This is a genomic window from Tenacibaculum litoreum, from assembly GCF_964513915.1.
GTDB classification, from domain to species: Bacteria; Bacteroidota; Bacteroidia; order Flavobacteriales; family Flavobacteriaceae; genus Polaribacter; species Polaribacter litoreum.
In genome coordinates this window covers 692,403-705,842 of sequence record NZ_CAZEQS010000004.1, presented here as the reverse complement: position 1 = coordinate 705,842, position 13,440 = coordinate 692,403, and the positions used below count along the sequence as shown (strand labels likewise).

17 protein-coding genes and 3 tRNA genes are annotated in these 13,440 nt (G+C 31.8%); 10 read left to right on the top strand and 10 right to left on the bottom strand.

Annotated features, from left to right (window positions below; genetic code table 11):
• Positions 1-75: 75 nt before the first annotated feature.
• The 8 genes from ACKTTR_RS14720 to ACKTTR_RS14685 form a co-directional block, all read right to left on the bottom strand.
• The gene (locus ACKTTR_RS14720) at positions 76-711 is read right to left on the bottom strand and encodes a TIGR04282 family arsenosugar biosynthesis glycosyltransferase (protein ID WP_408028549.1); all 636 of its coding nucleotides are present in this window, start codon (positions 709-711) and stop codon (positions 76-78) included.
• Positions 704-1,195 carry a rhodanese-like domain-containing protein gene (locus ACKTTR_RS14715; protein ID WP_408028548.1) on the bottom strand — a complete coding sequence of 164 codons (492 nt, stop codon included), beginning with the start codon at positions 1,193-1,195 and terminating at the stop codon, positions 704-706. Before ACKTTR_RS14715 ends, ACKTTR_RS14720 begins: the two co-directional genes overlap by 8 nt.
• A 4-nt stretch (positions 1,196-1,199) precedes the next feature.
• Positions 1,200-2,255 carry an arsenosugar biosynthesis radical SAM (seleno)protein ArsS gene (gene arsS, locus ACKTTR_RS14710; protein WP_408028739.1) on the bottom strand — a complete coding sequence of 352 codons (1,056 nt, stop codon included), beginning with the start codon at positions 2,253-2,255 and terminating at the stop codon, positions 1,200-1,202.
• Positions 2,256-2,411: 156 nt separating this feature from the next.
• Positions 2,412-2,747 (bottom strand): arsenosugar biosynthesis-associated peroxidase-like protein, encoded by a 336-nt coding sequence (locus ACKTTR_RS14705; protein ID WP_086029663.1) that lies wholly within the window; start codon positions 2,745-2,747, stop codon positions 2,412-2,414.
• Positions 2,748-2,818: 71 nt separating this feature from the next.
• Positions 2,819-3,526, bottom strand: coding sequence for a DUF547 domain-containing protein (locus tag ACKTTR_RS14700; RefSeq protein WP_408028547.1), 708 nt, complete (start codon positions 3,524-3,526; stop codon positions 2,819-2,821).
• A 108-nt stretch (positions 3,527-3,634) separates the two neighbouring features.
• Positions 3,635-3,720 (bottom strand) — tRNA-Leu (locus ACKTTR_RS14695).
• 63 nt (positions 3,721-3,783) lie between these two features.
• A tRNA-Leu gene (locus ACKTTR_RS14690) sits at positions 3,784-3,872 on the bottom strand.
• A gap of 22 nt (positions 3,873-3,894) precedes the next feature.
• A tRNA-Gly gene (locus tag ACKTTR_RS14685) sits at positions 3,895-3,966 on the bottom strand.
• Positions 3,967-4,103: 137 nt separating this feature from the next.
• Between ACKTTR_RS14685 and cyoE the strand changes: the two genes are divergently transcribed.
• The 9 genes from cyoE (at position 4,104) to ACKTTR_RS14640 (ending at position 10,653) form a co-directional block, all read left to right on the top strand.
• Complete coding sequence (gene cyoE / locus ACKTTR_RS14680) at positions 4,104-5,042, top strand: heme o synthase (RefSeq protein WP_408028546.1); 939 nt, start codon at positions 4,104-4,106, stop codon at positions 5,040-5,042.
• Positions 5,042-5,626, top strand: coding sequence for a cytochrome c oxidase subunit 3 (locus tag ACKTTR_RS14675; RefSeq protein WP_408028545.1), 585 nt, complete (start codon positions 5,042-5,044; stop codon positions 5,624-5,626). Before cyoE ends, ACKTTR_RS14675 begins: the two co-directional genes overlap by 1 nt.
• Positions 5,627-5,682: 56 nt before the next feature.
• Positions 5,683-6,666 (top strand): cytochrome c oxidase subunit 3, encoded by a 984-nt coding sequence (locus ACKTTR_RS14670; protein ID WP_408028544.1) that lies wholly within the window; start codon positions 5,683-5,685, stop codon positions 6,664-6,666.
• A 19-nt stretch (positions 6,667-6,685) separates the two neighbouring features.
• Positions 6,686-7,024 (top strand): cytochrome C oxidase subunit IV family protein, encoded by a 339-nt coding sequence (locus ACKTTR_RS14665; protein WP_408028543.1) that lies wholly within the window; start codon positions 6,686-6,688, stop codon positions 7,022-7,024.
• Positions 7,025-7,087: 63 nt separating this feature from the next.
• Entirely contained in the window at positions 7,088-7,735 is a 648-nt protein-coding gene (locus ACKTTR_RS14660) for a hypothetical protein (protein WP_408028542.1), read from the top strand.
• 11 nt (positions 7,736-7,746) lie between these two features.
• Complete coding sequence (locus ACKTTR_RS14655; RefSeq protein ID WP_408028541.1) at positions 7,747-8,394, top strand: SCO family protein; 648 nt, start codon at positions 7,747-7,749, stop codon at positions 8,392-8,394.
• A gap of 1 nt (position 8,395) precedes the next feature.
• Positions 8,396-8,920 (top strand): DUF420 domain-containing protein, encoded by a 525-nt coding sequence (locus tag ACKTTR_RS14650; protein WP_408028540.1) that lies wholly within the window; start codon positions 8,396-8,398, stop codon positions 8,918-8,920.
• Complete coding sequence (locus tag ACKTTR_RS14645) at positions 8,913-9,125, top strand: hypothetical protein (protein WP_408028539.1); 213 nt, start codon at positions 8,913-8,915, stop codon at positions 9,123-9,125. Before ACKTTR_RS14650 ends, ACKTTR_RS14645 begins: the two co-directional genes overlap by 8 nt.
• Before the next feature lie 196 nt (positions 9,126-9,321).
• Positions 9,322-10,653 (top strand): TolC family protein, encoded by a 1,332-nt coding sequence (locus tag ACKTTR_RS14640; RefSeq protein WP_408028538.1) that lies wholly within the window; start codon positions 9,322-9,324, stop codon positions 10,651-10,653.
• Positions 10,654-10,812: 159 nt separating this feature from the next.
• Here the strand turns inward: ACKTTR_RS14640 and ACKTTR_RS14635 are convergent, their stop codons facing one another.
• A complete protein-coding gene (locus ACKTTR_RS14635; protein WP_408028537.1) occupies positions 10,813-11,691 on the bottom strand; it encodes a M12 family metallopeptidase in 879 nt (292 codons plus the stop codon).
• A gap of 257 nt (positions 11,692-11,948) precedes the next feature.
• Between ACKTTR_RS14635 and tsaB the strand changes: the two genes are divergently transcribed.
• The gene (tsaB, locus tag ACKTTR_RS14630; RefSeq protein WP_408028536.1) at positions 11,949-12,623 is read left to right on the top strand and encodes a tRNA (adenosine(37)-N6)-threonylcarbamoyltransferase complex dimerization subunit type 1 TsaB; all 675 of its coding nucleotides are present in this window, start codon (positions 11,949-11,951) and stop codon (positions 12,621-12,623) included.
• Here the strand turns inward: tsaB and ACKTTR_RS14625 are convergent.
• Positions 12,620-13,426 carry a mechanosensitive ion channel family protein gene (locus tag ACKTTR_RS14625; protein ID WP_408028535.1) on the bottom strand — a complete coding sequence of 269 codons (807 nt, stop codon included), beginning with the start codon at positions 13,424-13,426 and terminating at the stop codon, positions 12,620-12,622. The two genes, tsaB and ACKTTR_RS14625, sit on opposite strands and share 4 nt — an antisense overlap.
• Positions 13,427-13,440 lie beyond the last annotated feature (14 nt).

Genomic DNA, 13,440 nt, shown 5'->3' with positions numbered 1-13,440 from the left:
AAAGCGAAGCAATCTTTAAGTTATGATTTCGAGATGGACAGATTACTTCGGTCATATACTCCCTCGTAATGACGGTTAGTTTAAAAATTGATTGAATATTGGATTGTTTTTGATGTCATCAAAAACATCTACATCATTTAAGGTTTCCAACAAATGTACTGATTCGTTTTGTAAATCGTTTAAGGTGTCTTTTCTAACAGTTGAGGTTCCCCAGTCTTTATGTTGAAAAATGTTAACATGTAGTTTTTTCATGCCTAATAGGTAATAACCACCATCTTCTGCAGGACCCATAACTACATCATTAGAACTCAATTTTTCAAAAGCATCATTGATATGTTCGGAAGTTACATCAGGTAGGTCACTACCAATAATTACAACTTTTTCATATCCAGTAGAAAAAGCTTGTTGAAAAGCATTGAGCATTCGTACACCTAAATCATTTCCTTCTTGTTGGTGCTTTTGATATGTGGTAGCATTCCAAATATCATTTTCACGAACTTTTACAGAATAATAAACGGCTTTGTCACAAGATAAATTTTGGGTGACTTGTTTTGTGTGTTCTAATAAGAATTTATAAATATCTAACGCAGCTTCGTCTCCAATTGTTTTAGCTAAGCGTGTTTTTACTTTGCCTAATTCTGGGTTTCGAGTAAATATTAGGAGAAGGTTTGTCGACTGCTCTCGAAATGATATTTCATTTTGATTATTCATATGTTTTTTCTCCTTTCTGTAACCATTTACTCCATTCTTTATTGAAAGCATGGACTTTTTCTGTAGGGTTGTTTTGTAGATTAACGATTGTGTTTCCTTGGTTTTTCCATTTAAAAATTCCACCATACAGGTTAAAAACATTGGTGTAGCCTTCTTTTTGTAGTTTTTCAGCGATGTCTTCTGACCGAATTCCTAAAGAGCAATACACCACAATTTTAGTATTTTTGTCTTTCGGGAGCTTTGTTAAGGTATTTTCTAAGTTGAAAAAATCATAACCAACACACATCGCGTTTTTAAGATGACTAACTTCAAATTCTTTAGGTTCTCTAGCATCTAATAAAATAACTTCCTTTTCTTTTTGTAGTTCACTAACAGAAATATACGGAACACTTTCAGTATTATATTTTTTCAATAACTGTTGTAGGTTCTTTTGCGAAAAAGAATTTATTGAAAGTAAGAAAATAAAGAAGACGATATTTTTCATTTTTTTATGCTACTGTACCTTGACAACTACTTCCTGCACCAGCGGTACAACCATAACAGTGTTGATTGATAATGATATTTCTGTTTTGTAATAATGCTTCGTTGTATTCAGAAATGTGTTGTGATTTGCTTGCTACTTTCAAATTTAGCATTTGATTGAAGTCGCAATCATATAAATATCCGTCCCAACTTACTGATAATGTATTGGTACACATTACATTTTCTACTGCCATCGGATTATATGCTTCTACTAACGAATACATATAATCTTCGTAATTTTCAGAAGCAATTAGATAATCTAAAAATCGACTAATGGGTAAATTGGTAATGGCAAAAAGTGAATTGAAAATAATATCAAAATCTTCTTTTAAAGCTTTTTTAAAATCGTTTTCTAATGAGGTTTGGTCTCCTGGTAAAAATGCTCCTGACGGGTTGTATACTAAATCTAGTTGTAAACCAGTTCCTTCAATTCCATAACCCACAGCATTTAGCATTTTTAAAGCTTCAATAGATTTGTCGAAAACACCATCACCGCGTTGTTTATCGGTTTTTCCACGCGTCCAGTGAGGCATTGAAGAAACTACATGTACGTTGTGTTTTTTGAAGAACTCAGGTAAATCGTAATACTTTTTATTTGCTTTAATAATCGTTAAATTAGAGCGAACAATAAAATCTTTAATTCCTGCTTTGGAAGCTTCTTCGACAAACCATCGAAAATTAGGATTCATTTCAGGAGCTCCACCTGTTAAATCCAGAGTATGTGCTCCAGTTTTTCGAATCACTTCTAAACATTGTTCCATGGTTTCTATGGTCATGATTTCCTTTCGGTCAGGACCAGCATCTACATGGCAATGTGCACAAACTTGATTACACATGTATCCTAAATTAATTTGAAGAATTTCTAATTTTTTAGGACGTAATGGAAACTGATTGGTTTCTTTGAGTTTTTTGGCAAACGTAGGCAATTCACCATCAGCAAAAATTCCGTTTGATAAGATTTCAAGCTGGCGTTGCGTGTTTGCTAAATCGTTATTTCTAGATTTTAAAGATTTTTTCATCATCCCTTCAAGCTGAACTTGTTTCAGCTTCTCATCATTATTAATTAATATCCTTCGACTAGTTCCTAGTGTACTTTCAATCAAAATGCATTTTGATTTCAACCAATGCTCAGGATAAGCGATCTCTAAAATTTTGCCAGAAGCAAAATAAGAGTCTGCTTACATTTCTAATTTGTTTACCTTGTTCATCATCTGAACTCCATGTACTAGGGTTGCTCCACTTTTAATAGCAGCTCCTACATGAATGGCTTCCATCATTTCTTCTTTGGTAATTCCACGTTGTAATCCGTCTTTGGTATAGGCGTCAATACAATAAGGGCATTGTTCGGTGTGTGCAACTGCTAATGCAATTAAGCTTTTTTCACGTGCGGTTAAAGCTCCTTCTTCAAAGACTTTTCCGTAATAATCAAAGAATTTGTTTCCTAGTTCTTCACTCCACTCTGTTATTTTACCAAACTTACGTAAGTCGGCAGGGTCGTAATATGTTTTTGACATGTTTTTTGTTTCTAATAAAAAGTAAAAGTACCAAATTGTTTTCACTGCTATTTTACAAAAGGGTAGCGATATTATCTACCATTTAAGGACCAATCATATTTTAAATAACTAATTTTAGCTTTTTGATTGATTTTTACATCTGAATATTGATTCAGAAAATTGATTAGGTCTCCTTCTTTTGTAAAATCTCCTTGAAACCATTCGAATATTTTAGATAGTTGAACTTTGTTTTCTGAAATTTTATTTCTTGAAAAATCATTAATAAACCTCTTCATTAAAAGAGTAGTTTTTGATTCATAATTTTTTTCTGTAAAAGCATAATTTGGTAGTTGAGGACAAGAACCCGACGCACAATTTACTGCCACATGAATTTTAGGGTCACTATATTTTTTACGTAAAATTTCATGTTCAATTTGGTTTAATGTATAGGTTTTACCACCAACTTTAGCAAATGGAATTTCCCAAGCATTTTTACCGTTCTTGTTAATATTCATAATACTTTTAAGAGGGTAGTTGTCTAAGATTAATTGAATAGTGTATGCGTTATATGCATTAGCCCAGAAAGCTTTTGCTTTTGCAACGGACCAAGATTTTTGAGGTTTTATGTTTGCTAACTCATCTAAATAAGCTTGAAGTTGAGCTTCGTCTGTTTTAAATCCTTTATAGTTTACGCTTCCTTTTGTGTTTACATGTTTTTTTAGAAGTGTGTCAAAAGTAGTGGATTGGGCAGTGGAGTTTAGAAAAAAAGCTAAACTTATAAGTAAAAATATCTTTCGCATGATTTCGATTTTGAAGTTTAGACGTGCGTTTGAAAGATACATTACAAAGAATATTTCTAAAAGTTTAGATACAAAAAAAGCCTTAACAAATAAATGTCAAGGCTTTTGTACTGAAGGCGGGACTTGAACCCGCACGGGCATTACGGCCCATTGGATTTTAAGTCCAACGTGTCTACCAATTCCACCACTTCAGCGTATGTGCTTTGTTAATGACTACTTTTTTAAAATGAAACCTCACTCATACAAGTGAGGTTTCTTGGTACTGAAGGCGGGACTTGAACCCGCACGAGCATTACGGCTCATTGGATTTTAAGTCCAACGTGTCTACCAATTCCACCACTTCAGCATACTCTTTATAAAAAGGCTTGAGCGAAAGACGGGATTTGAACCCGCGACCCTCACCTTGGCAAGGTGATGCTCTACCCCTGAGCTACTTTCGCGTAGTCATTTTTTATTTTAATGAACGTGCATTACTGCGAATGCGGGTGCAAATATAACACCATTTTTTTAATTACAAAGCAGTTTTTAATTTTTTTCAATTTTAATTCCAATAAAAATTTATGGTGGTTCAATAAGAATGGAATATCTTTGCAGAAATTTTTTAAAATTAGAAGTGGATTCTGTTTCATCTATATATACTAAAACTTCCATAAAATCAATAGTTAAAGACTTTAAACAGTTAACGAAAGTTGGGTTGTCTATTAGTGTGGTTTTTACTTCTATCACAGGATATTTATTAGGAGCAGAATCGATTAATTATACTACAATAATTTTATTAGCCTTAGGAGGATATTTAATGGTTGGGGCATCGAATGCTTTTAATCAAGTAATAGAAAAGGATATTGATGCAGTAATGCAACGTACTAAAAACCGTCCGTTACCTTCTGGAAGAATGTCAGCAACTACAGCTTTAGTGATTGCTACATTATTTACAATTGCTGGTATTGCCATTTTATATGCCATTAATCCGAAATGCGCCCTATTTGGCGCAATTTCTATTTTTTTATATACAAGTGCTTATACACCGTTAAAAGCGGTAACACCTTTAGCCGTTTTTGTAGGGGCTATTCCTGGAGCTATTCCTTTTATGTTAGGTTGGGTAGCTGCAACAGGAAAATTTGGCATAGAAGCAGGGTTCTTGTTTATGATTCAGTTTTTTTGGCAATTCCCACATTTCTGGGCAATAGGATGGTTGCAGTTTGAAGAGTATAATAAGGCAGGGTTACACATGCTTCCTATGGATAAGAAAGATAAAGGAGCAGTTGTTCAGATTATCTTTTATACATGTATAATGATTTTAATGTCTATTGCACCCGTATTAAAAGTAACAGGAGATTTATATATATATCCACTAACAGCAGTTATTATTTTTCTGTTAGGGTTATTAATGTTGTATTATGCAATACAACTATATAAAACACAAAAAAATACAGATGCTCGTAAATTAATGTTAGCGAGTGTTTTTTACATTACAATTGTACCCATTATTTATGTGGTAGATAAATTTTTACACTAATGAGTGAACAATCATTGAAAGAAGAATTAAAAGTAGCGAAACGTAAATCGGCAAAACCAATGTTATGGATTTCCATGATTAGTATGGTGATGTTTTTTGCAGGGTTAACAAGTGCTTATGTAGTTAGTATGAACCGTGAAGATTGGGTAACCTTCGATTTACCTCAAGCATTTTATATTAGTACGGTATTAATAGTATTGAGCAGTGTTACATTGTTCTTCTCTCAAAAACTATTAAAAAAAGATAATATACAAGCTTCGTTTACTTTATTACTAATAACTTTAGTGTTAGGTTTAGGTTTTGTATGGTATCAATATGTAGGGTTTAATGAACTAAAGGCTGTAGGGCTTTATTTTACAGGACCTGAAAGTACGGTGTCTACATCGTTTATTATAGGAATAACATTTATGCATATTTTACACCTATTAGCAGGTATAATAGTGCTTTTAGTTGTTATTTATAATCATTTTAAAAAGAAGTATTCTTCAGCCGATATGCTTGGGTTTGAACTCGGTGCAATCTTTTGGCATTTCGTTGATGTACTGTGGATTTATCTATTTTTCTTTTTCTATTTTATTAGATGATGAAAAATGCGTAATTTTGGCGCACTGATTTAACAAAAATTAACAATAAGAGATTTATGGGAGCAAATATTGCTGTAAATTCTGACAACAAAGAGACCTGGAGCGGAGGTGGTGTAAAACCATTTGGCGCTAGTTATGGTAAAATGATGATGTGGTTTTTCATCGTATCTGATGCATTAACTTTTTCGGGCTTTTTAGCAGCGTATGGTTTAACACGTTTTAAATTTATCGATTCTTGGCCTATTGCTGATGAAGTATTTACACACTTTCCAGGATTACACGGTGTACATGCACCGATGTATTATGTAGCATTAATGACGTTTATATTAATTGTATCATCGGTAACTATGGTGTTAGCGGTAGATGCAGGTCATAAAATGCAACAAAAAAAGGTAGCTTGGTATATGTTTGCTACGATAGTTTTTGGTTTGATTTTCGTTGGATCTCAGGCTTGGGAATGGAAAAACTTTATTAATGGTTCTTATGGAGCTGTTAAAACTACTGATAATCATATCTTACAATTTGTAAAAGATGGTCATCAAATTGCTTTAGCAGATTTTGTTCATAATGACAGAAAAGATGAAAGAGTTCAACACCAAAGAGAAAATGGATTGTGGTTTGAAAAAGAATCAACAATTTCTCAATATTCAGTAGCTCAAGTACAGGAAGCTTTTAAAGCAGATCCATCTTTATTAATTAGAATAGAGAAAATTAATCCTGAAACTAAACAAAAAATTATTTTATCTAGAGAAGAGAGTTTAGCTCATTTAGGTAAAGCTAATATGGTTGTTGAAGGAGCTAACTTACATGTTAATGAGTATGGGAATCCAATTTTTGCAGATTTCTTTTTCTTTATTACAGGATTCCATGGATTCCACGTATTCTCAGGAATAGTAATCAATATTATCATTTTCTTTAATGTTGTGTTAGGTACGTATGAGCGTAGAGGACACTACGAAATGGTTGAAAAAGTAGGTTTATATTGGCACTTTGTAGATTTAGTTTGGGTATTTGTATTTACTTTCTTCTACTTAGTATAATCAAAAAACAATAGTAAAAATGGGTCACGCACACGAATCGAATACAAAAAGAATTTGGGTTGTTTTAGCAATCTTAACAATAGTAACAACAGTAGAGGTAGCTTTAGGTATTGTAAAACCATCAGGGTTACATTTACATGGTTGGGGAACTAGCTGGTTAAACTGGATATTCATTATCTTAACAATTGTAAAAGCGTATTATATTGCATGGGCTTTTATGCACTTAGAAGGTGAAAAACCATGGTTTAGACGTGCTATCGTTTGGACAGCAGTTTTCTTAATATGTTACTTAGTAACACTGGTATTAATAGAAGGTGGTTACTTATACGATACATTAGCACCATTAGTAAAATGGTAATCATATAAAACAAAAATTAAAGGTGGTGTTAACCACCTTTTTTTATATTAAAAATTATATAAAATGAATAAAACAAAAAGAAATATAGTATTGTTTGCACTATTTATTGTGCCATTATTGTTTTATATATTTTTATCATTAGGAATCAATAACTTTGCAAAATTACCTGTGCTTACAGAAAATGTAATTGATGTTTCATCAATTAGTAAAAAGCATCAATTTGATAAAAGAATATCAATAGTTGCTTTTTTAGGAACTAATGTAGAAGAGGCTAAAGGAGAGTTATTTAATCTTAATGAAAAAATCTACAAACCATTTTATGGTTTTAAAGATTTTCAGTTAATTGTTATTGCTTCAAGCAAATCTAAAGAAGATGTAGAAAAACTTCAGAAGGAAATAGGAGCTTATACAAACATGATAAAATGGAACTTTGTTTTTGCCAGCGATACTGAAATTGAAGTATTGTATGATAGCTTTAAAACAAATCAATCATTAGATAAAAGTTTGCATTCTTCAAAGGCTTTTATAATTGATAAAAATGGAAGCTTAAGAGGTAGAACAGATGATGAAGATAGTGCAGGAGGCAAGTTGTTTGGTTATAATATGAAATCAGTAGCTGAGCTTAATAATAAAATGAAAGACGATGTTAAGGTGGTATTGGCTGAATATCGTTTGGCATTAAAAAAGAATAACGCAGATAGAGAAATTTAAGAAAGACTCACATGAAAAAACAAAATTATTCATACGTAGGTATTTCATTGATAATATTGCTTTTTGGTATTTATGCAATTCCCAAAATTGTAGCACATTTTCAAACAGCTAATTTGCATAAATTCAATAAAGTTCCGGATTTTGAATTCATTAATCAAGATGAAAAGACAATTACCAATAAAGATTATGAAGGAAAAGTATATGTAGTTGAGTTCTTTTTTGCTACTTGTCCTACGATTTGTCCTTTGATGAATGCACAAATGGTGGAGATTCAAAATGAATTTATGGGGAACCCTAATTTTGGAATAGCATCATTTTCAATTACACCAGAAATTGATACACCGCACCAATTAAAAGAGTATGCAAAGAATAATGGCATAAACCATAAAAACTGGCATCTGCTTACAGGAAAGTCAGAAGACGTTGTGTATGAGTTATCAAATGAAGGTTTTAAATTGTATGCAGGAAAAGGTGAAGCTAGTCATGGAGGATTTGAACATTCTGGGTTGTTTGCATTAGTTGATAAAGATGGATACATCCGTTCACGTTATGATGAGCATGGTAACCCAATTATGTATTACAGAGCCTTAGATGAACATAATTTTGGAAACCAAATTAGTGAGTTAAAAGAAGATATTAAGTTATTACTGAAAGAGTAACATGAGTACAGCAGAAGAAAAAAAGTATAAAAAGTTTATTACTGTAGTTTCTATCGTAATTCCTATTGCAGTAGCTGCTTTATTTGGAATTAAAATACCTAATGTAGAACCATTATCTTTTTTACCGCCTATTTATGCTAGTATAAATGGTTTTACGGCTGTATTACTAGTTGCTTCGGTCGTTGCAATTAAAAATGGAAAAAGAAAATTACATGAACAACTAAATACCACAGCTATTGTTTGTTCAGCATTATTCTTAGTGATGTATGTAGCATATCACATGACTTCAGATTCTACTAAATTTGGAGGAGAAGGAATAATTAAATATGTGTATTTTTTCATTTTGATAACTCACATATTATTATCAATAATAATTATTCCATTTGTACTAATAACTTTTGTGAGAGCTCGCTTGGGTAATTTCCCAGAGCATAAAAAAATTGCAAAAATTACATTTCCGTTATGGTTATATGTGGCGGTTACAGGAGTAGTTGTTTATTTAATGATATCACCTTATTATGTTTAAAAAGATTATATTTTTTATACTTCTAGTATTTTCCCTTAATGCTTCTGCACAATGTGCAATGTGTAAGGCAGTAATTGAAGGAGATAATGAAACTATTGCTGAGGGAGTAAATAATGGAATAACATACTTAATGGTGTTTCCATATATCTTAGTAGGGCTTTTATTTTACTTTATTTACCGCCATAAAAAGAAAGCAAAAAATTAGTATTTTAAAATCAAGAATATTTTTTGTAACATTTCTCAGTTTTAATCGTCATATAGTCGCAGTAAAAAATAACTTACCGTATTTATACGTTAAGATACAAAATTGTTTACTAGTTTTTCTAATTAATAGAAAAGCAATATATTTCTACTTTTAGAAATATCAACTAACTGAGTTTAAATAAAAAAATATTGATCTTTTGAAAACTAAAATTGCATTATTTGCAGCTATTTTTACTTCTGTAGCTGTTTTTTCACAAAAACAATGGACACTTAAAGAGTGCGTAGATTACGCCCTAAAAAATAACATAACAGTTAAACAAAACCGATTAAGCGTTCAATTGGCTGAAAAGGATGTTGAAATATCTAAAGGGAATTTTTTGCCTGATTTAAATGCTTCATCTAGTGCTGGTTTCAGTTCTGGTTTATCACCAGATCAAACAGGTGTTTTAAAAAATACACAAAACTTTAATTCTTCATTTAGTTTATCGAGTAGAGGGACTATTTTTAATGGGTTTAGAAACCTAAACCAGAAAAAACAAGCGCAATTAAGTGTTAAAGGAAGTGAATTGGATTTAGCTAAAATAGAAAATGATATTTCTTTAAATGTAGTAAACGAATACTTAAATGTGTTGTTTGCCAAAGAAAATTTAGAGGTTGCAACAGTTCAAGCAGAGATTAGTAAAAAGCAAATTGAAAGAGCAAGAGCTCAGTTTGAAGGAGGAGTAATACCAAAAGGAGATTTATTAAATGTCGAGTCTACGGCAGCAAATGATGTTCAAAGCGTAGTACTACAAGAAAATACTTTGAGCATAGCTTTACTAAGATTAAGTCAATTATTGCAAATACCTTCTAAAGATTTTGATGTAGCTGATATTGAAGTTGGGTCTCCTTCAGCAGCATTATTATATGATAACGCTGATGTAGTGTATGAAAAAGCATTAACTGCTTGGCCAGATATAGAAAGAGCAAAATTAGATGTAAGCAATGCTGATTTAAGTATAAAGTTAGAAAAAGGAGCTTATCTACCTAACTTGTCTTACTCAATAGGAGCGAGTAGTTCTTACTTTCATCAGTTTAACAACTTGTTTCCTGGTCAAAGCAATGATTATTTTTTTAAACAAACAAAAGACAGAATTAGATATAATGTAGGCTTATCACTTAACATTCCAATCTTTAATCGTTTTCAAACAAAAAACAGGGTCACTAAATCTGTAATAAACAAAGAAGTTTCTCAACTAGCTCTTGAAAATCAAAAATTACAATTACAACAAGAAATAGAAAGTGCTTTTTTAGATGCAAAAGCAGCTGCTAAAACGTATGAAGCAGCACAAGTATCGTTGGAAGCTCAAAAGGAAGCCTTTAAAAATGCACAGGTTAGTTACGACTATGGATCAATGACTCAATTTGATTTTGATCAAGTACGTAACCGATTAGTAAATGCTGAAGGAGCAATGATTAGAGCAAAATATGACTATGTATTTAAAACGAAAGTATTGAAATTTTACTACGGAGAGTCAATCGTTGATTAATTAAAAAAGATATATTTATTGTTGGAAGAGCCTTGTTAGAATTTTACTAATGAGGTTTTTCTTTTCTAGGGAAGAAAGTAAATCAAAAGGTAGCCTAAAAACTTCTAAGTAGCATATAAAAGTTTTTAGACTAACTCTATTTTTTTAAAAGAGAAATAATTAGTTTGATGGTGGGTACATTAGATTAATTCCTTCTATATCGGAAGTCGATAAACCATTTCTTTGAACAGAAAAAGTAGAGCCATCTAACTTTGTTATTGTAGGAAGTCCATTTGAAGAGAACGCATAACTAGGATACATCATTACCGAGCCAAAATCTAACACACTTGTATAGTCAGAAGCGTTATATCCTCTATCTACTGCTCTTTCAAAATTATGTTCTCTACCAGCGGTAATGTTTCCATAATTTACAATCACATGATCGTCACGGTCTGTTCGGCTGTGTTCGTGAAAAATACCCACCGCATGAGCAATTTCATGTATGGTGTTACCTGTACTACATCCTGACCCTAAGGTAATGGTTTGTTTACCTCCTATCATGCCAACATATGAAGAGCATCCACTACCTGATACAAACTCGATATAATTTGGAGGGTTATTACTTTTTTTTCCTTTTTTAGGAGTAAATTCAATGAAGGTCACATTTGTGTAAGCTTCCCAGTGTGCAACAGCATCATACACTCTGCTAGTATTAGGTAGGTTTCTATTAATAGTATAGTAAACAGTATTGTTAGGCCATCTTTTATCATTCAAAGCAACTGTTTTTGCCGAATAAGTATCTGAAAAGTTGTTAATTTGACTGTCTGTTAAAAGAATATCTCCTTGATATACATTGTAACCATTAATTACTTCATAAGAGATTTCTTGCCCATTTAAAAATCCCGTTTTTACAAATCCTTTAGTATCAGGAAAAGCAACCTCTTGTTTTAAAAGGTTAGAATCTGGTGTAGTGTTAGCTTCTAAATCATTTTCAACATTACATGAGCTTGCTAAAAATAAAACAGCAGCTAATAAGTTTAGTATGTTAATTGTTTTCATTTTTGTTTGTTTTTGAAGGGTTTAAAAAATTGATTCATAGTAAATTAATGTTAATTTGATCGTAAAAACAAATTTTTCAATTCGTTTTTCTAATATATTTTAAAGCTCAACCGTTGTTGTAAGATATTTTATATAGTTTTCGGTACGGCTCTTTTTTAAGAGAAGTAATTTTATTAGCTAAAAATATGAGGGAGATTTTGCTAATTTTTCAAATAACTTTCTATAAAATGTATCTTTGCTAAAAATAAATTTCAGATTTGGCAACAATCTTACATATAGAAACTGCAACAAAAAACTGTTCGGTTAGTGTAGCAGCTAAAGGAGAGCTTTTAGCAATACAAGAGTTAAATGATGGAAACTATTCACATGCTGAAAAGCTGCATCCATTTATTCAGCAGGTAATGCAAGAAGCAAAACTTTCTTTTAATGATATCGATGCTGTGGCAGTAAGTAAAGGTCCTGGTTCTTATACAGGACTACGTATTGGAGTGTCAGCAGCAAAAGGATTGTGTTTTGCTTTTGATAAGCCTTTAATATCTATTGAAACATTACAGTCATTGGCTCAGAAAGTTTCAATAGAGGAAGGGATTATTGTTCCAATGTTAGACGCACGTCGTATGGAAGTATATGCATCTGTGTATAATTCTAAATACGAACAGATAAGAGACATAAAAGCTGAGATTATAGATGAAAACTCTTTCCAAGAGTATCTGTCAAAAGGTAAGGTATACTTCTTAGGTGATGGAGCAGAAAAGTGCAAAGGGATAATTACACATGAGAATGCCGTTTTTGTAGATGGAGAATTCCCTTCAGCAAAAGAAATGGTTCAGTTAAGTTTTGATAAGTACAAAAAAAACGACATCGAAGATGTCGCTTATTTTGAACCTTTTTATTTAAAAGATTTTGTGGTTACGCCTGAAAAAAAACGTTAACTCTCTTTGTGGATTTCCACAGAGTGAGGGTAAGGAATTTCTATTCCAGCTTTATCTAAGGCGATTTTAGTGTTTTCTGTTATATCAAAGTAAACAGCCCAATAGTCTTCTGTTTTAGACCATGGTCTTACAGCAAAATTTACAGAACTATCAGCTAATTCAGATACATTTACTGTAGGTGCAGGATCTTTTAATACTTTAGGGTGAGATGTAATAACATTCATTAATATTTCTTTAGTTTGTTTAATATCTGCATCGTAAGAAACACCAAAAGTTAAATCTACTCTGCGAGTTCCTTCTGAAGAATAATTAACAATATTTCCATTTGATAAAGAACCGTTTGGAATAATTATTTCTTTGTTAGATAACCCCGTAAGCTTGGTAGTAAAAATTTCAATTTCCTTTACAACACCAATTTCTCCTTGAGCTTCAATTAAATCACCTACTTTAAATGGTTTAAAAAGCATAATTAAAACACCGCCAGCAAAATTACCCAAAGAACCTTGTAAAGCTAAACCAATAGCTAAACCTGCTGAGGCTAAAATAGCAGCAAAAGAAGTGGTTTCAACACCTAGTTTTGCTATCACAGTAATAATTAAAAGAATCTTTAAAGACCAGTTTAAAAGGTTGGCTAAGAATTTTTGTAATGTAATGTCTACATCTCTTTTAGACATTACTTTTTTAGCTGCTCTAAGAATTAAGTTGATAATGTAAGAACCTACAATGTAAATAATAATAGCAACAATAGCTTTAGGGGCATTTGTAACTATGAGGTCCTGAAATTTTTCTAAATACTTTTCCATTTCTTATGGTAAAT